An 18,277-nucleotide genomic window follows, 5' to 3' on the forward strand; every position below is an offset into this window, starting at 1 on the left:
GGATCGATCCATGCTCAAGGGACTGCTGCGCCTGGCGCCATATGCTGCGGCGCTGTTCACACTGATTTCCACCGCCCATGCCGAAGATGGCCGACACGTGTTCACCGGTACGCTGGGCAAGATGCCAATTGTGCTGGAGCTCAACACCACACAACGGGACGAAGTGACCGGCCGTTACTTCTATGAGAAGTATCACCGCGACCTGGAACTCAGCGGCTCGCTGCAGGACAGCACGTTGAACCTGGTTGAAGGCAACAACCGCTATGGCGACGACAAACCGTTGCCAACCTTGAAGCTGAAATCCACCGCCAATGGTTGGCAGGGCGAATGGCAAAATCCCAAGGGCAAGAAGCTGCCGGTACAACTGACCGAAGCTAAACTTCCCGCGCCAACTGCAACGACGTTGCCCTTTATTGCCACTTTGCCGAAGAGCGATCCCTACGAGTATTTGCGCTTACAGGGACTCAAGCTCAAACCGGAGAAGAAAGAAAACTTCATGGGCTACGACCTGCAATGGTGGACGGAGCCTGAGTCGAAGATTTCGCTGTTCAGTGTCGAGTCTGGCTATACGAAGGAAGAGCAGCAGCGGATCAACAACCACTTGCTCGGACGGCTCTGGACTGAAGTCATCGACTATCACCGCTGCATGATGGATGGCGGGGAATATGCCGAGTTCGATCAAGGGGCTGCCCCGGAGTTTCTCTCGCCGGATGTGGTCAGCCTGGACATTTCCACCGGTTACAGCTGCGGCGGTGCCCACCCGGATTTCGGCAGTTCGCCAATCAACCTCGACGTCCACACCGGCGAATTGTTGAAACTCAAAAATGTACTGTGGATCGGTGAACCCAACAGCGCGGCCACCGAATATGATCAGATGAAAGTCATGGCACCGTGGCTGGTCAAACAGTTCACCACGCTCTATCCCGAAGAGATGAAGAAGCCCGCCGAAGATGACGGCAGTTGCGATTACACCGATGAAAGCGTCTGGGGTTATTCCAACTGGCACTTCACACCGAAGGGGATTTACCTGGGCGCTTACTTCGCCCGTTACCAACGTAACTGCGACAACCCTGATTGGTCAGTGCTGCCGTACTCGCTGGTCAACCAGCACCGTGGCGAAGCCAAACTGCAATTGCCCAAAGGCTAACCATCACGCCAACCCCGGCGCCTCCCGCACAATAAAGTGATCCAGGTTCTCGATGTTGGCACTGAACACCCCGAACGTCTGTTCGGGGTTCTTCTTGCTCGGCACCTGCTTCAACTCCGGCGTCACGCCATAGAAGAAACAGAACAACTCCTTGTCGCTGTCGATCGCATGCTTGATCTCTTCCAGAAACGCCTTGCGCTTGCGGTAGTTGTCGATCAACTTCTTGCTCAAGTACACGTTCACCGAATACGGCTTCTTCTTCGCCTCATCCGCCTGCTTGAACCAGACCTTCTGCTCGAAATCGATGCGAAAACTCTGGGTGTAATCCTTGATCTCCTTGATCTTGCCCCAGTAAATCAGCCCCTTGTTGTCCGTCAGATACTCGATCTTCTTGAAGAACGAGCTATAAGGCGCCGTGTGCTCGCCGATCTTCAACGGCATACGCTTGAGCAACTCCTTGTCGGCGAAGTTCGACACAAAACACTCCACCGGATGCGCAAACACACTGGTCTTGTCCGGCGCCGTCTCACGCCCCGGCGACTCCTTGGAACTCACCTGCGCCACCCGCACCGGATCATCCCGCAACACATCCGCCGCCCCCGCAGGCGCAGCTGGCTTGCGCACATACTCACGCCGCGTCAGCAACAACTCCGACGGAAAATGCTCCTCCCGCCCGTCATCCGTTTCGCCATCCACCGCCTCAACCCCGGATGCCGACGCCTTCAAACTCACATACGGACAACCCGCTACATGCTGCGTACCGGGCAAGTTCTTGAAGTGCGGCGTGCGCACGTAATTCACGTTCTTGGCGTTGAAAGTGCCCAACTCGTTAGATGCATCGAACGCCGCACGACAGGCGTCGTTGGGGCACTGGAAATGCTCCTTCGCAGAATCGAACGCCACCGTCTCATCAAAATTGAGATCGCGAACGTCATAGATCGACAACTTGTCGTCGAGGCTGAGGCAGTAGGCGAGATCGAATTTCATGGTGGGGCTCGGGTCCTTGAGTGGGGGAGGGGTATTAATAGCGGGAGGCGGCGCGGCTTGCACTGATTGTTTTCAGGATGATGCAAAACCTGTGGGAGTGAGCCTGTTGGCGATTCCGGGCATCAACCAGATTTCAATCCTCACCCCGCCACTGCAGGCAGCACATCACCCCTGTGGCGAGGGAGCTTGCTCCCGCTGGGCTGCGAAGCAGCCCCAAGCATTTTGAGCCAAAAAAAATCCGCTGCTTGAACCTCAAACAGCGGATCTTCAAACCATCAGCAACCACGCAACAATCGCGAAGCCTTACGCCACCAGGTTTCCTGCCGATTGAACGGATCTTCCGCCAGCAAACACGGCATGTCCCGCAACCGAATCCACGGCTCATCCTGCCAGTGCAACGTACTCAGAGACATCTGCGGCCAACTCAAGACACTCAATATCGGACGCTCAACCGAACGCGCCGGACGTGCATCACGCAGAGCAGGCACAACCTGATGCGTCAGCCACTCACGAAGCTGCCGGTACTCAGGACAGTAGTGATAGATCAGCAGTGCATACACACCGGACTCACTCACCATCATGTGGTCCTCGGTTTCGCCATAGGTCTCCACGCACATCATCTGACGCTGATCAGCGTCGAGTTTGCGCAACTGGCGCTCATCAAGATGTTTACCCATCAACCGGCCCAACTCATGGACGCAGAACCACGCCTGATTCTCGACCAGAAGGGCATGCAGGTGGGTTTTGTTTCGGGTGAAACGAGTCGGGAGAAGTGGTTCAGACATGGCATGCCTCCTGACCTGGATGCACGGGATTTGAACGGCGGGTACAGCGATTCACCTTCATCATGAAGGTTGGATAGTCAGGCATTTCCATTTACCTCTGGCTGCTTTCTTAGGGCATTCGTTAGGGTGTCGGGAGCTAAGAAACCCACCAGAGACGGGCCGGACATATTCCCCTTTCGGGTCTTGTATTCGCCCACTCCCGACATAACGGGACTTTTCGCAGGCGTAGAGAAACCGCAGACGAAAAAAGCCGCATGACTGTCGGGTGCGGAGGACCGCTCTGGATAAGGCGTTTCTTAGGCGCCAGAACAGCAGCCTAGGGCGTCAAAGTGGCTTGGTCAATCCTATAAAATTGATCATCGACTATTTGCCCGATGCCGTAGGTCTACGCATTCAAACCGAATACAAAACGGATTTCATTGTGTAGGACTTCTCTGTCTTTGGTGTGGCACTCCCAAACGATTACTACTTTCCAACCAAGCGCCTTCAGCTTCTCCTGAACCTGCAAGTCCCGCTCAACATTCTTCGCGAGTTTAGGAAGCCAAAAGTCGGGTCTGCTTTTTGGTGTGTACGCATATTTGCAGCCCGGGTGTCGGTGCCAAAAGCAGCCGTGGACGAAGATACATAATCGGTGTTTGGGGAATACCAGATCAGGAGAACCTGGCAGATCTTTTCGATGCAGGCGATAACGAAACCCCAATTCATGGCAAATTGAACGCACGATCATTTCAGGTTTGGTGTTTTTGCTCTTGATCATTGACATCATCTTGGAGCGGTGTTCGGGGGAGACAATGTCTGCACTCATCCAATAAGGCACCCGCGCTAGTCTATAGATTCGATTTATTGATCGAGACACTTGATCGAACAGCGAATTTGCCTTCCGACCCTCAGATTGAAGGACATCCTAACTCGCCGCCGACATAGGGGCGAATGGAATAGACAAACTGTAACCGCGTCGTTGACAACCGGTCAGTTATGCAAAAAGAGGGCATGGCCGCTTGGTCGCTCATGATGAATTCTCACTCACGCGGCTATCGACCTATAGCAACAGTGCACTAGTAGATAATCAAAGGATCTTTGAAAAGACTGAAAAGATATCGTTTTCTGACGGCGAGGAAATGTATGCGAGCAACGAAAGGCTTGCAATTCATGACTGCTCGGGAAAGGTGTTTTGCAAGGTTGCCGGCGCTATGCCACTATCCCGGTCCCTGACTTGGATGCAGCCGATATTCCTGATTCAAGTCGTCTTCCGAATACAGAAGGGATGCTAATGGCTGATTACATTATTGACCCAGCGTACGACAAATGTCGCGCGTTCATTGATGGTTGGCGCCTGAAAGGCAGGAGTTGGGAAGATATTGCCAAGCTCGGCCGAATGGGAGAGTCACTTGATAAAGTCAATGACTGGCTCCTTTTACAGGAGGAAATGGACGACTGGCCTTCGCTAGGCAATAGCCCGGAAGAGCGCTTTGAATGCTGGAAGGAGATTGTTCGGCACAAGGAGCAGGCGGAACAGCAATCTGTCGCCGCGGCGAGCCCCTTGATCATTGTAGGGGCGGAAGAGGCCGAGCCCGGCATGGCAGTGCCACAAGACGGGCGAAGTGCATGGCAGCTCTACAGAAAATATCTGATCGCGCAGGGCTGGAAGGGAACCTCGGTCGATAATATTCAGAGATCTGCCGTGCGCGTCCTGCAGCACCTTCGGCAGACAACAAAAGATCGCATGCCTGTGAAAGGGTTGGTGGTCGGTCATGTACAGTCCGGTAAGACGGCCAACATGGCGGGCCTGATTTCCATGGCAGCCGACTATCGATGGAACCTGTTCGTCGTGCTCACCGGGACACTCGAGAACCTACGGGTACAAACCAGCAAGCGTCTAGTCGGCGACTTGTTCCAGCATGATGCTAACGTTAGTTGGAAAGCGATCGAGCATCCGTCGAGAAACAGCCCTTATGGCGCTCGTGCACAGGACATGCAGTTCGACGCTGGCCGACGAGACCGTCACCTTGTTGTTTGTTTGAAGAACCCGGCCCGGCTGAGGCATCTTATTGACTGGATCGAGGCGCATTCTTTGGGGATGTCGCAGATGCGGCTCGTAGTGATTGATGACGAGGCGGATCAGGCGGGTATCAATTCGAATGACGTTTCGAAGGACGAACGTACTGTCATTAATGAACTCATCCTGCGGTTGATCAGTTTGCCGCTTCAATGCGTGAACTACGTCGCGTTCACAGCCACACCTGCCGCCAACTTTCTGAATGAAGGACCAGGCGATACTCTGTATCCCATGGATTTCATCGCGGCTCTGCCGCAGGCGGACGAACATTTCGGCCCTGTGCAGATTTTCGGTTACGCCGAACATAACAAGGAGCCGCTTGGAATCGTTCGTGAAGTCTCCGATGAAGATCTCAAACAGATTGGTAGGCTTCACAAGGGAGAAAACCTGATACTGCCGCTTGCGCTGCAAGAAAGTCTGATTTGGTACCTATGCTGCGTCGCCGTGATGAGATTGTCTGGCGCTGCAAAGCCCGTAAGCATGTTGATCCACACCAGCGCGAGGCAGCTTCATCATGATTACATGAGCGAAGCGGTGCAGGCGGCGCTCGAAACGTGGTCGAAGTATGGCGATGATGAATTAGCCGATACTTTAAGACCTGTGTGGGATAGGGTTTCGTCAGGTCTGGATGTTGCGCAGTTTGCCGAGCGCTTTCCCGACTACGGACGGCTCTCCGAGCTTTGTGAGCTGCCGACGTTTGATAGTTTCTTTGCAGAAATCCGGACACTTCTCGATACGGTAACGGCTATCCAGCTGGATGCAGATTCCAAACGGACGTACCACCGCGGTATCCACGTGTGTGTCGATAACTGCGCCAATAACGGGGTGACAGATGAGAACGAAGTTCGGAGGTTGTTCTATCCTGACACGGAGCAAGGCCTTGATTTTTGCACGGCGTTCATTGTCATCGGCGGCGGGACGCTTTCCCGAGGGCTGACTATTGAAAATCTGGTCAGTACCTTTTTCCTGCGCGGTTCCGCGCAAGCAGATTCCCTCATGCAGATGGGTCGCTGGTTTGGTTACCGAAAGGGCTATGAACTGCTGCCTCGTATCTGGATGTCCGATGATACGAGAGTGAAGTACGAGTTCATGACAGTGGCGGAGGAGGAGCTTCGTGACGATCTGCAGCGCTTCATGCATGGCGGCGCCAAGCCTGAGGAATTCGGGCCTCGTGTCCGCGTACATTCGCGCCTCGCTTGGATTCGCCCAACAGGTGCGAACAGGATGCAGCGCGCTATCAAGGCAGAATTCGACTTTTCGGGAATAAACCGACAAACAACCGTTTTCCATGACGGCGATGATGCTGCCGCGGTGCTGGATGCCAATTTGTCGTCAACGGAGAGATTTCTGAATTCGGCAGGCACAAACCTAACAAAGTCCGACTTGAAGGGAGCCAACAGCCTTGTTTGGCGTAACGTTGACGTCAATCAGGTAGCCGATTATCTGGGAGGCCTGTCATTTCATCCCGGGAATCAATTCTTCTCCGACATGAAAGCCTTTCTGAAATGGCTCGATGAGCACGCTGAGAACGCCAGCTACACGAATTGGAATGTCGTGGTGGCGGGCAGCACCCCCAAACCGGATAACAGCTGGGAGGTTTCTGGTAAGGCTGTTGGTCGGGTCAACCGTAGCCGCTTCGCTGACAAACGTTCGGATGGTGGCGTGTCCATTGGTGCACTGCGAGATCCGAAGGATCTGCTGGCTGATACCCAAGGCCTTGAAGAGCGTGACTTTTCGAAAGCCGGTTTTACCAATTTAGAGGTGGCAAAGCTTCGCAGCAAAGGTGGTGTCGGAACAGTACCTCAACTGCTGATCTACCTCATCGACAAAGACAGTCCCTATGATCCTTCTAGAAAAGTCGCTGCCGCGCCTCGCCGAGAGAGGGATTCGCTCAATGCCAAGGCGCACATCGTAGGCATCAGTCTTTATCTGCCTGGTTCCCAAGGCAAGCAAAAAAACTACGTCACTCATGTAACGGTCAATATCCCGGAAACCTTCACAGTATCGGAAGGTAATCTCGAAGAAACGATAGACGGGATCTGACCCATGAAGTATCACAGCCTTCAACTGCAACCCATGCAGGAATCTGGTGCATTCCTTCTTCGCGCGCTGCAGAACGAAGAAACGCCTCTTCTGGATCTGCTGGTACGTGAATCCATTCAGAATGCGCTCGACGCAGGACGCCACGGAAATCGAGCGACTCCGGTTTCGGTGGATTTCCATATTCGCGAGCATTCGCTGGATGCCATTGCCTCGACGTTCAGCGAAGGACTGAATCTACAGATGCTCGAGAAGCGTTATCCGCGCACTCCGAAACTGCTTGAAATTCGTGATTCGGGTACCGAGGGGCTGACTGGGCCTATGACCTTCGATAGCGTGGAAGCGAATGGTCAGCATGGCAACTTTCTGAAGCTTGCGTTCGAGATCGGTCGGACTCGTGCGGACGACGGTGCGGGTGGCTCGTGGGGATTGGGCAAGACCTGTTACTTCCGCATGGGTGCTGGTCTAGTTATCTACTACAGCCGGATCAAGACGGTCGAAGGGTACGAAGAGCGGCTGGTAGCTTCGCTGGTCGAAGATGAAAACCGTGTTGACCGCCTGCAGGTCACGACGCAAACCGGTATTGCCTGGTGGGTGGCGAATGATAGTTTGCGAGCAATCACCGCGCCGGAGCACGTTCACGAAATCTTGGAGGCATTCGGTGCTCACCCTTTCACCGGTAAAACAACTGGAACGGCAATCATCATTCCACTGCTCAAAGAAAACCTTTTGCCGGTGTTCGATGAAGAAAGAGGGCCGGCGCCATGGTGGTGCAGCAGTTATGAAGATTACGTGAATGTTGCGATTCAGCGCTGGTTCAATGCGCGGCTGGACAACCCCTTCTTCGCCAGTGGTAGATATCTGAGCGCATCGGTGAATGGCAAGGAGATCACTAGTGCGGACATGTTGCCGATATTTCGAGTGAGCCAGTGCTTGTATGACCGTGCAGTAGGAAAGGCGCCTGTGGAGGAAGATTATCTGACTGCTAGGGGCGTCAAGAGCAATGATCTACTCCGCAGACCTGTTCAGTTGCGCGGTGAATTTGTTAGTGGCAGTCAGGCGGGCTTGCTGCTTGCCTTGGCGGTAACCCCGCGCCAGTTGCAAATGGATGCGCCAGACAACGCTCCCAGCCCAGAAACCTGCATCTTCTCCAAAACAGACAGCGGTGCGCCCCATCGACCTATCATGACCTTCATGCGCTCGCCCGGTATGAACATATGTTGGGATGACAGTATTGATTCGCGAGGCTGGACCGGTGGATTCGCCGGTTTTGCGGACGGACGATACGTTGTGGGACTCTTTCTACCCGATTCGGACCAGCAGCTCCAGCCATCCGAAGCTCGAGGGTTACGTTCGACCATACAGAATCTCGAAGGGTATCTGAGGAGTTGCGAGCGTGCGGATCATGCAGAGTGGGTAGACATAAACGGAGGGCGAGTCGTTGAAAAGATTCGTGCCCAGTGTGGCCGTGCCTTGAAGGATTTCGGCGTACCGTCCCAGCCTAGCGTGACTGTCAAACCTTCCATGCGGATGTCACGCAAACTTGCCGAGCTCGTGCTGCCGAGTCGTGGGTTTGGTGCGGATGGGCGGTTTGGCAAAGCGGCACCCCGTGCGGCCATTGGACAAGTTTCCAGAGGAGGTGCGGTGCCTACGCCCGAGCTGGAGATAATGGAGGTTAGGCATACAGCATCCGCCATCGTCATGAAATGGTGTTTGAGATGGGGGATGCTGCAGCCAAATATACCTAGGGAAATCACCGTTTCTGTAGATTCCGAAGCCGGGCCAATTAGCTTTAGTAACTGGCTCGATAGCGGACTCGGCACGTTCCCGTTTCAACTGGACTCACCCCGCATCAGTAGTGTGATCCCTTCTATAAAAAGCACGGAAACTGCGAATGGAACCGGTGTCATGCTGAGGGTTGGTGCTGCGTTTGTTCAACCGGGGCTCGTGCTGGAGGGGGAGCTCCAGGTCAGGATGACTGACCTTGGTGGCAAGTTGTTGCGGCCGGTAATTGGAGTTCGGATTTCGGATGCAAATGGAGCGGCGGAATGAGTACTCGACTGCCGCTATATCGAATGCTGAATGCGCCACTTGGCGGTGGAAGCGAGTCGGAAGTGAACTATGTCTTCCGGTCACATGACGGTCTTGATCCGGGCGCGACGGCGATGAGTGGTGATCAATATGCCTTGGGTAAGGATAGTGATTGGAACCCGGCTGAACATCCCTTGATGGTTGAATGTTTGATCAAGAGGGCGCCGCTGATGGAGGCTATCTTTGGTCCCGACGGTGTAGCGAGCACGGACGCTAAGGTGTTGCTGGCGCTGGAATGGACATCTGCAGATTCCTGCTGGCGAACGCTTGGGGTAGTTCATGACCTGATGCACGACGAAGAGGGCGGGGCTGTGCTGCTCAACATCGAACTGGAGCCCGGGACTGTCAGAGGTAGCGGTTTTCTCTCGGTTCAAGCGTTTTTAGGCCAATACAACGCAGCATTCTCTCCCGGATTTGCGCATCAGTCAGGTTCACGACTAGGTCCGCTGGCACAACCAATCGAAATCGTAATTGACGGCGATGGCTCCCTTTTTCCGGTGCTAGAAGAGTCTTTGGGCGCAGAGGGACCGCTGTGGCAGTTGAGAGCTTGTTGGAGTGATCCGCAGGACGAGCCTTTCTCCAGCGACTACGTGGCCCTTGTACTTAACAACGCACATCCGCATTTCGAACAATTGCGCGACCGCCGTGGTTTAAATATCGAGCAGTCGCCGTTGATGCGTCAGGTGTTCGCAGCTTGGCTTGCGCTGGTCATTGCCCAAGTCAAGGAAGACATGGGGGTACAGTTCGATGCGTATCTAAGCGTGCCCGATGCCGATGAAGGCATCGCGAGTATCGCAGACGCAGTGCGCTCTTTCATTCGAATGGGGAATCTGAATACAGGCTCACTTCCGGATCTGTTCATATCTACTCAATGCTGGCTTGATCAACGGGTCCGGGAAGTGGAGAACGTGGTATGAGTTTCCCGACACTGAACTCTAAACTGTCGCAGCGCCACTTTGACGAGATGGTCAAAAACGATGCGTTTCTCCCCGATATATCCAACCCGGAACTGGAAAAAATACGCTGTCAACTACTTGCCAGTGTGTCGCTGTATGATCCAACCGCAAGGAGCAACGCTTCAGGTCCTGGCGCCTATGACATGAAAGTTGGCCTTGCCCTATACCGAATATTGGCAGAGGCGGGCATGGACATCCGCACCGCCGCAGATGATGGGTGGTGGCGCTTTCTTACCTTGCGCGTTCTACCGGATTTGGTGAAAAGTCGTTGGGGCGGTACCCCGCCTGTGCGGTTCTGGAAGGGGCGAAGCCGCATCTATTTAAGGGCGATGTGGTGGACCGTTCATCTGACGTGGCAGGGCTCCGAGGAAAGCACTCGAAAAGTACTGGAGAGTGTGACCACGGATACGGTCGTACAATTGGTCGAGCGGCCTGGCAAAGGCGGTTTCAGGATTGATCTGACACGGCTGATTTTCAGGATGCGAAGGTTGCGCACACCATCTCAGGATCAGTTCAGGGCAATCATGAAGCTAAATACAGCGCAGATTGTGCTAAAGGAGCCCGTATTCTGCGCAGGCGGTTTGTCTGGCTACGTCGACGCACTATTTGCCGACGTGGGATGCGCACCCATCGATTTGAATAGTGATCATGACTGATTTACTGAAAGAGATTCAGGAAGGCTTCGCTAACCTTGACCAGAGTGGCCGTATTTTGCCCATCAAGGCGATGCCTGCAGCGTGCCCAGCGTGGGTCTTCCGTGAAGGCGACAGGTTCGGCGTTGCCGTTGAGTGCTCCGAACCCTTGGAGATTTCAGAAGGGTTTGCTGGCGCCAAGCTCCGGACGGTGGAACGGGTTGTCGCGGGAAAGCATCAGAGGTTCCTGCGGCTGGAGTCATCCATTGAATGGCTCCGTAACGAGTTCGGTTTGATCTGCGAGCATATGATCAGCGTTGAATCCGGGATTGCTGTACGTCAAGCGCTGCTGGCAGACCCGTTAGCCTGGTGGCAACGGTGGCGGCATTTGCTGGGCAATGCATTAGTCGACAAGCATGGTTATGACGTACTTGCTGAACTGCTGGCCTTGGAAGCGCTGGTCATCAAAGGAGCTACCTATGAGTGGAGCGGCCCCTTCGGCGGCGTAGTTGATATCAAGACTCCGACGACAGATTACGAGGTCAAGTCAACGATCAGTCGCTACGGCTCTGTGATCAATATCTCCGGGCAGTTCCAGCTGGCCGCTTCATCTGGTAAACCGTTAAAACTGGTCCACTTCAGGTTTGAGCCGGTCAATGATGGTCTGTCGATCGATCTAATCTGTGATCGTCTCATTGCGCTCGGCGTAGACGCAGTCATGCTGGAGGGCGCGTTGCAGCGGCTCGGGATGGAGGCAGGATGTTCCGCTCGGAAGGAGGAATACAACCTGCTCGAAGCACGGTCCTATACTGTTGATGACAGCTTTCCCCGAATATCGCCTGCAAGCTTTATAGGTGGAGTGCTCCCAGAAGGCGTTGTTCAGTTTGAGTATAGAGTGGATCTTTCCGGTCTGACGTCTCAGCCTTATTAGAGATTGACTTTAGTTTCCTACCAAGAGTCGATTCGACGCACCAGCCGCCTGTACGGAGGATGTGATCGTCGCGAGCGTGGCTGAAGTGCGCTGCTGTTCTAATCCTGGTAGAGTGTCGCGACTCGGCAGCCTACGCAGTTGCCATTCTTGATTTTTTGACAAATGATGCCCATGACTCAATATCAGAACCTTCTTTTCCCGCCGAGGACAATCGCTGAGCCAGCTGTTGCAGTTGAGGACGCGATCCAGATCGTCGACCTTTTCGCTGGCCCCGGTGGCTTGGGTGAGGGTTTTTCATCCTCCGGTGATGGCCGTCATTTCGATATCATTGTTTCTGCCGAAATGGATCCTGTCGCTAGGAGGACGCTTAAGCTGCGAGCTTTCTACCGCTTGCTCAAGCGCGAGTACCCTGAAGGACTCAAGGATTACTACCAATACTGCAATGGTGAGGCAGCAGAGCCTAGCACCCCTGAAACAGCAGAGTTCTGGAGTCGGGCCGATCAGGAGGCACGGCAAATAACCTTGGGTTCGGATGCTGGCGACAAGGAGTTGAATGGTCTCATCAACGCCAGATTGAAAAAGGACGGGCGTCCGTGGGTCTTAATTGGCGGTCCTCCATGCCAAGCGTATTCACTCGCTGGTCGATCCAGAAACCAAGCAAAGCAGGGTTATATTCCCGAGAATGATCATCGGCACTTTCTGTATAAGGACTATTTACGCATCATCAAGGATTATCGCCCCACTGTTTTCGTTATGGAAAATGTGAAGGGGATCTTGTCTTCAAAAGTTGGAGGTAAAGGGATCTTTGCTCAAATTTTGGAAGATTTGGTGGATCCTACAAAAGCATTAGATAACGAAGAGGGCGGACAAAAATACAAGATATGTTCTCTGGTTTCCGAAGAGTCTTTCAGCTCTGCGGATTGTATGGATAAGATAAATCCGAAGTCTTTTATTATCGAAGCAGAAAAATACGGAATTCCACAGGCTCGCCATCGTGTCATCCTTCTGGGAATAGCGCTCGACGAGCACGGTAATGTTCCGCCCCATGATCTTTTGGAGACCACCGACCCCGTATCGGTGAGGCAAGCTATTGGTGGTCTGCCCAAGCTTAGAAGCAAGCTGTCAAAGCGTTTGGATTCTCAAGAGGCTTGGTATCAAGCCGTTGCTGACGAAGTAGATGATTTGCTGCATCACGCAGAACTTGAAAGTGGCGAACTGATTGCGCCTTTACGAGATACTCGGCAAGCGCTTTTCAATTCGCCAAAGAGTTCAGGTGGCGAACGAGTGTTAAAGGAGCAGGGTCAAGGTAATACAGGTATACCATCCTTGGATGCTTGGTATCAGGATCCCAAGATCAAGTATTGGATGAGCCACGATGCCCGAAGCCATATGCTGTCGGACCTGCGGCGATATGCGTTTGCGAGTACTTTCGCTGAACACCACAAATACTCGCCCAAAGGGCATCAACAATTTTCTCTCCCTGGTCTCGCTCCCGCTCACAAGAATTGGGAAAGCGGTAAGTTTAATGACCGTTTCAGGGTGCAGCTTGCAGAGCTTCCTGCAACTACTATCACTAGTCATATCTCTAAGGACGGGCACTACTTTATTCACTATGACTCTGCGCAGTGTCGAAGCTTGACCGTTCGCGAGGCTGCGCGACTTCAGACATTCCCAGACAACTATTATTTCGAAGGGAATAGAACCCAGCAATACCACCAAGTTGGTAATGCGGTGCCACCATTGTTGGCAAAAAAAATAGCGAAAACTGTTTATGATGTTGTCTGTCGTCGGGTTGCCGAATGTCTAAATGTTGCGGACAAATGATCTGCGCAAAATGAGTTGCCCTTTAGTGCTGTAGAACACGGATCGCATTTGAACCCGCGTGCGTAGATAACCTTTGCGAACTCTTGCTATGATTTCTAGAGTTTTATCGCAGAGATCGTCAATGATGCGCTATATTCAAGATTAATCTTGATATAAAGATATTTTGCTTCCTGAAGGTCTCGGCGACTACGTCGGTAATTTCAATCTAGTGGGCGTGGTAGTTGAATTAATATTTCTTATTCAATAAAAAAGCCCCGATCGGATCGGGGCTTTTCTTATTTTAATTTGTCGATTTAATCGTCAAATTGCGGAAGGCTCAAGGGGATTAATCCCAGCTCAACGCACCACCGGTTTGATACTCAATAACCCGCGTCTCAAAGAAATTCTTCTCTTTCTTCAAGTCCATAATCTCGCTCATCCAAGGGAACGGGTTAGTCGTCCCTGGGTACTCTTCTTTCAAACCAATCTGCGACAAACGACGGTTGGCGATGAACTTCAGGTAGTCCTCCATCATCGCCGCGTTCATGCCCAGTACGCCGCGAGGCATGGTGTCGCGGGCGTATTCGATTTCCAGCTGCGTACCCTGCAGGATCATCTGGGTCGCTTCTTCTTTCATTTCGGCATCCCACAGGTGTGGGTTTTCGATTTTGATCTGGTTGATCACGTCGATGCCGAAGTTCAGGTGCATGGATTCGTCGCGCAGGATGTATTGGAACTGCTCGGCGACGCCGGTCATTTTGTTGCGGCGGCCCATGGAGAGGATCTGGGTGAAGCCGCAGTAGAAGAAGATGCCTTCCAGTACGCAGTAGTAGGCGATCAGGTTGCGCAGCAACTCTTTGTCGGTGTCCGGGGTGCCGGTTTCGAACTTCGGATCGGAGATCGAACGGGTGTACTTCAGGCCCCAGGCTGCCTTTTTGGCGACCGACGGGATCTCGTGGTACATGTTGAAGATCTCGCCTTCATCCATGGCCAGCGATTCGATGCAGTACTGGTAGGCGTGGGTGTGGATCGCCTCTTCGAAGGCCTGGCGCAGGATGTACTGCCGGCATTCCGGGTTGGTGATCAGGCGGTACACGGCCAGGACCAGGTTGTTGGCAACCAGGGAGTCGGCGGTGGAGAAGAAGCCGAGGTTGCGCATCACGATGCGGCGCTCGTCGTCGGTCAGGCCTTCCGGGTTTTTCCAGAGGGCGATGTCGGCGGTCATGTTGACTTCTTGCGGCATCCAGTGGTTTGCGCAGCCGTCCAGGTACTTCTGCCAGGCCCAGTCGTACTTGAATGGTACGAGTTGGTTGAGGTCGGCGCGGCAGTTGATCATGCGCTTTTCGTCAACGGCGACACGGGCGGAGGCGCCTTCGAGTTCGGCGAGGCCTTCGGCGACGTCGAGGGAATCCAGTGCGGCCTTGGCGCGGGCCACGGCGGCCGAGTCGTCGGCGGTCACGGCGCGGGCTTCCAGCGCTGCGGCGCCGCCAGCGCTGTCGAGGCGGTCCATGTTGGCTTCAGTAGCGTGGCCGGCGTTGGCGCCTTTCACGGTTGCTACTTCACTGTCTTCTTTGTCGAATTCGTCCCAGCTCAGCATGACGTGTCGTCTCCTGCGTGAGGGCCTGTCGCCCCGTGTGAAACCTGATTGGTTGGTTTTTCACACGGTCGTACAGACCGCGTTGGATCTTAAGGAATCGTTTTTTGCAGTCGCTAAACGCACGCATAAAACATTGTCTTGTACGGGTTTCTGAAAGCCTCTGATGGGCGCTGCTTGCGTTGAACGCTGCTGCGGGGCTTCAGACTGGCTAATCATCCCTGTAAGGGAATATTGCTGACCCGATTAGGTCGGCATTATAGGGAAAAAAAGCAGTTTAGGTGGCACCATTCTGCGTAGAAACGGGTGGAGCGGGAGGGGGATTTCGGTCGGAGCGAGGGTTTACGGGGCTCAGAAAGGAATTGCCGAATGCAAATTTTTTTTGCGTGGTGTTGCTCGTGGCAGCTACTTGGTTAACAAATAACCAGAAAACCGGGTTTTTCACTATATCTTGTGTTTTGCAACCCTTTTGAGCGACTCCAGACACAACTGAGCCCGACCGAAGTCGGGCTGGAATCGACCCTCAAATGAGGCGCTGAGCGATCCGATTCGGTGCAGTCTCGATCATCAATTGGTGCATCCGTTACCCATCACGCTGTAACGCAGGATATGACGCTGACCCTTGGAGTCGTCGTATTCCATTTTCATCGGTACAACTTCGCAGACGTTTGGAACTTCGCTCATGGACACTACGTTAGCGATGTCCAGGTGAGTGGAGTAAGTGTATTCCTCGATCACCGGTTGTTGCTGTGCGACATCAGTCGGGACCTCGTCTGCCATGGCGGTTGCGCACAGACTGCTGAGGGCCAGAACCAATAAAGCTTTCATTTCAGATTTACCTTTTTGAGGTCGAGTGGGGTCACGCAACCTTTTTAGGGTTGCGTGTGGAACTTCATCGTTTGCAGTTATTGCTTGAGAACTGGATTAACGGCCTTCGTGGGGGCTGTAACTTTGTTAATCGCGTTTGCCTTGTCGGCGATGCGGATTTTAGGGAGGTGGGGTGGGGGTAAACAGGTGGGGTTTTGATAAACACTTTTCGCGGTTTTGGTAACAATCGCCGCAAAACACCGCCCAACCCTTGTAGGCGCTGCCGAAGGCTGCGATCTTTCGTCTTTGATTTTGCAAGGCAGGATCAAAAGATCGCAGCCTGCGGCAGCTCCTACAACCATCGTCGAATGGTTCTATGGGGCCGGCCCGGCTACAACGGGGTCATACAAAAACAACTATTTCACCGAGGTAAGAAAGATGAGTGCGGCTTCTCTGTATCCCGTTCGTCCCGAGGTTCTGGCCAATACGCTGACTGACGAGGCGACCTACAAAGCCATGTACCAGCAGTCGGTCGTCAACCCTGACGGTTTCTGGCGCGAGCAAGCCAAGCGCCTCGACTGGATCAAGCCTTTCACCACGGTGAAGCAGACTTCCTTCGACGATCACCATGTCGATATCAAGTGGTTCGCCGACGGCACCCTGAACGTTTCCTACAACTGCCTCGACCGTCATCTGGCCGAGCGCGGCGATCAGATCGCAATCATCTGGGAAGGCGACGATCCTTCCGAAAGCCGCAACATCACCTACCGCGAACTCCACGAACAAGTGTGCAAACTGGCCAACGCCCTGCGTGGTCAGGACGTGCACCGCGGCGACGTGGTGACTATCTATATGCCGATGATCCCCGAGGCCGTGGTCGCCATGCTGGCCTGCACCCGGATCGGCGCGATTCACTCGGTGGTGTTCGGCGGCTTCTCGCCGGAAGCGCTGGCGGGGCGGATCATCGACTGCCGCTCGAAAGTGGTAATCACTGCAGACGAAGGCATCCGTGCCGGCAAGAAGATCTCGCTGAAAGCCAACGTCGACGACGCGCTGACCAACCCGGAAACCAGCAGCATCCAGAAAGTCATCGTGTGCAAGCGCACCGGTGGCGACATCAAGTGGAACCAGCATCGCGACATCTGGTACGAAGACCTGATGAAAGTGGCGGGCACTGTCTGCGCGCCGAAAGAAATGGGCGCTGAAGAAGCGCTGTTCATCCTTTACACCTCGGGTTCGACCGGCAAGCCGAAGGGCGTGCAGCACACCACCGGCGGTTATTTGCTGTACGCGGCGATGACCCACGAGCGCGTGTTCGACTACCGTCCGGGCGAAATCTACTGGTGCACTGCCGACGTCGGCTGGGTCACCGGCCACAGTTACATCGTCTACGGCCCGCTGGCCAATGGCGCGACCACCGTGTTGTTCGAAGGTGTGCCGAACTACCCGGACATCACCCGGGTGGCGAAGATCGTCGACAAGCACAAGGTCAACATCCTCTACACCGCGCCGACTGCGATCCGCGCGATGATGGCGTCGGGCACGGCCGCCGTTGAAGGCGCGGATGGCAGCAGCCTGCGTCTGCTCGGTTCGGTAGGCGAGCCGATCAACCCGGAAGCCTGGGACTGGTACTACAAGAACGTCGGCAAGTCGCGTTGCCCGATCGTCGATACCTGGTGGCAAACCGAAACCGGCGGCAACATGATGAGCCCGCTGCCGGGTGCGCATGCACTGAAACCGGGGTCGGCGGCGCGTCCGTTCTTCGGCGTGGTGCCGGCGCTGGTCGATAACCTTGGCAACATCATCGAGGGCGAGGCCGAGGGTAATCTGGTGATTCTCGATTCGTGGCCGGGTCAGGCGCGCACGCTGTATGGCGACCATGACCGCTTCGTCGACACCTACTTCAAGACGTTCCGTGGCATGTACTTCACCGGTGACGGTGCGCGGCGTGATGCCGATGGTTACTACTGGATCACCGGGCGCGTGGATGACGTGCTCAACGTCTCCGGCCACCGCATGGGCACCGCCGAGATAGAAAGCGCCATGGTCGCCCACCCGAAAGTCGCCGAAGCGGCGGTGGTCGGTGTGCCGCACGACATCAAGGGGCAGGGCATTTATGTCTACGTCACCCTGAAAAACGGCGAAGAGCCGAGCGAGCAACTGCGCCAGGAACTGAAGAATTGGGTGCGCAAAGAGATCGGCCCGATTGCTTCGCCGGACGTGATCCAGTGGGCGCCGGGGCTGCCGAAGACCCGTTCGGGCAAGATCATGCGGCGGATTCTGCGCAAGATTGCTACGGCTGAGTACGATGGGTTGGGGGACATCTCGACCCTGGCGGATCCGGGTGTGGTGCAGCATTTGATTGATACGCACAAGACGATGAATGTGGCGTAAGCGTTAGCTTCACAGAAGCCCTGTCCGGTGATGCCGGGCGGGGCTTTTTTGTGT

The 18,277-nt window shown here is 54.4% G+C and carries 13 protein-coding genes; 8 read left to right on the forward strand and 5 right to left on the reverse strand.

Going from position 1 to position 18,277, the window contains the following annotated elements:
• Nucleotides 1-10 precede the first annotated feature (10 nt).
• The gene (locus ACU680_RS02720; RefSeq protein WP_448178586.1) at nt 11-1,147 is read left to right on the forward strand and encodes a hypothetical protein; all 1,137 of its coding nucleotides are present in this window, start codon (nt 11-13) and stop codon (nt 1,145-1,147) included.
• Nucleotides 1,148-1,150: 3 nt separating this feature from the next.
• On the opposite strand, the gene ACU680_RS02725 is transcribed toward ACU680_RS02720, so the two are convergent.
• From ACU680_RS02725 to ACU680_RS02735, 3 genes are all read right to left on the reverse strand, one after another.
• The gene (locus ACU680_RS02725) at nt 1,151-2,134 is read right to left on the reverse strand and encodes a hypothetical protein (protein WP_448178587.1); all 984 of its coding nucleotides are present in this window, start codon (nt 2,132-2,134) and stop codon (nt 1,151-1,153) included.
• A gap of 275 nt (nt 2,135-2,409) precedes the next feature.
• On the reverse strand, nt 2,410-2,919 hold the full coding sequence (locus ACU680_RS02730; protein WP_448178588.1) for a BRO-N domain-containing protein: 510 nt from the start codon (nt 2,917-2,919) through the stop codon (nt 2,410-2,412).
• 385 nt (nt 2,920-3,304) lie between these two features.
• Nucleotides 3,305-3,724: a very short patch repair endonuclease gene (locus ACU680_RS02735; protein WP_448178589.1), complete on the reverse strand. Its 420-nt coding sequence runs from the start codon at nt 3,722-3,724 to the stop codon at nt 3,305-3,307.
• A gap of 408 nt (nt 3,725-4,132) precedes the next feature.
• On the opposite strand from ACU680_RS02735, the gene ACU680_RS02740 reads away from it, so the two are divergent.
• From ACU680_RS02740 to ACU680_RS02765, 6 genes are all read left to right on the forward strand, one after another.
• On the forward strand, nt 4,133-7,018 hold the full coding sequence (locus ACU680_RS02740) for a Z1 domain-containing protein (protein WP_448178590.1): 2,886 nt from the start codon (nt 4,133-4,135) through the stop codon (nt 7,016-7,018).
• Between the two features lie 3 nt (nt 7,019-7,021).
• Entirely contained in the window at nt 7,022-9,067 is a 2,046-nt protein-coding gene (locus tag ACU680_RS02745) for a hypothetical protein (protein ID WP_448178591.1), read from the forward strand.
• On the forward strand, nt 9,064-10,023 hold the full coding sequence (locus ACU680_RS02750) for a hypothetical protein (RefSeq protein WP_448178592.1): 960 nt from the start codon (nt 9,064-9,066) through the stop codon (nt 10,021-10,023). The genes ACU680_RS02745 and ACU680_RS02750 overlap by 4 nt, the downstream gene beginning before the upstream one ends.
• Nucleotides 10,020-10,718: a DUF6339 family protein gene (locus ACU680_RS02755; RefSeq protein ID WP_448178593.1), complete on the forward strand. Its 699-nt coding sequence runs from the start codon at nt 10,020-10,022 to the stop codon at nt 10,716-10,718. Before ACU680_RS02750 ends, ACU680_RS02755 begins: the two co-directional genes overlap by 4 nt.
• Entirely contained in the window at nt 10,711-11,625 is a 915-nt protein-coding gene (locus tag ACU680_RS02760; protein WP_448178594.1) for a PD-(D/E)XK motif protein, read from the forward strand. The genes ACU680_RS02755 and ACU680_RS02760 overlap by 8 nt, the downstream gene beginning before the upstream one ends.
• A 171-nt stretch (nt 11,626-11,796) precedes the next feature.
• Nucleotides 11,797-13,449, forward strand: coding sequence for a DNA cytosine methyltransferase (locus tag ACU680_RS02765; protein ID WP_448178595.1), 1,653 nt, complete (start codon nt 11,797-11,799; stop codon nt 13,447-13,449).
• Between the two features lie 325 nt (nt 13,450-13,774).
• On the opposite strand, the gene ACU680_RS02770 is transcribed toward ACU680_RS02765, so the two are convergent.
• A complete protein-coding gene (locus ACU680_RS02770; RefSeq protein WP_003227292.1) occupies nt 13,775-15,025 on the reverse strand; it encodes a ribonucleotide-diphosphate reductase subunit beta in 1,251 nt (416 codons plus the stop codon).
• 564 nt (nt 15,026-15,589) lie between these two features.
• The gene (locus ACU680_RS02775) at nt 15,590-15,850 is read right to left on the reverse strand and encodes a DUF2790 domain-containing protein (RefSeq protein WP_108589286.1); all 261 of its coding nucleotides are present in this window, start codon (nt 15,848-15,850) and stop codon (nt 15,590-15,592) included.
• Between the two features lie 417 nt (nt 15,851-16,267).
• Between ACU680_RS02775 and acs the strand changes: the two genes are divergently transcribed.
• Nucleotides 16,268-18,223, forward strand: coding sequence for an acetate--CoA ligase (acs, locus tag ACU680_RS02780; protein ID WP_448178596.1), 1,956 nt, complete (start codon nt 16,268-16,270; stop codon nt 18,221-18,223).
• Nucleotides 18,224-18,277: the final 54 nt, after the last annotated feature.

Source organism: Pseudomonas sp. LF020 (assembly GCF_053456425.1).

Excerpts from the sequence above, each read along its gene's own strand:
- ACU680_RS02745 (WP_448178591.1), top strand. The coding sequence starts at position 7,022 with ATGAAGTATCACAGCCTTCAACTGCAACCCATGCAGGAATCTGGTGCA.
- ACU680_RS02755 (WP_448178593.1), top strand. The coding sequence starts at position 10,020 with ATGAGTTTCCCGACACTGAACTCTAAACTGTCGCAGCGCCACTTTGAC.
- ACU680_RS02720 (WP_448178586.1), top strand. The coding sequence starts at position 11 with ATGCTCAAGGGACTGCTGCGCCTGGCGCCATATGCTGCGGCGCTGTTC.
- ACU680_RS02765 (WP_448178595.1), top strand. The coding sequence starts at position 11,797 with ATGACTCAATATCAGAACCTTCTTTTCCCGCCGAGGACAATCGCTGAG.
- acs (WP_448178596.1), top strand. The coding sequence starts at position 16,268 with ATGAGTGCGGCTTCTCTGTATCCCGTTCGTCCCGAGGTTCTGGCCAAT.
- ACU680_RS02770 (WP_003227292.1), bottom strand. The coding sequence starts at position 15,025 with ATGCTGAGCTGGGACGAATTCGACAAAGAAGACAGTGAAGTAGCAACC.
- ACU680_RS02760 (WP_448178594.1), top strand. The coding sequence starts at position 10,711 with ATGACTGATTTACTGAAAGAGATTCAGGAAGGCTTCGCTAACCTTGAC.
- ACU680_RS02775 (WP_108589286.1), bottom strand. The coding sequence starts at position 15,850 with ATGAAAGCTTTATTGGTTCTGGCCCTCAGCAGTCTGTGCGCAACCGCC.
- ACU680_RS02725 (WP_448178587.1), bottom strand. The coding sequence starts at position 2,134 with ATGAAATTCGATCTCGCCTACTGCCTCAGCCTCGACGACAAGTTGTCG.
- ACU680_RS02750 (WP_448178592.1), top strand. The coding sequence starts at position 9,064 with ATGAGTACTCGACTGCCGCTATATCGAATGCTGAATGCGCCACTTGGC.
- ACU680_RS02730 (WP_448178588.1), bottom strand. The coding sequence starts at position 2,919 with ATGTCTGAACCACTTCTCCCGACTCGTTTCACCCGAAACAAAACCCAC.
- ACU680_RS02735 (WP_448178589.1), bottom strand. The coding sequence starts at position 3,724 with ATGAGTGCAGACATTGTCTCCCCCGAACACCGCTCCAAGATGATGTCA.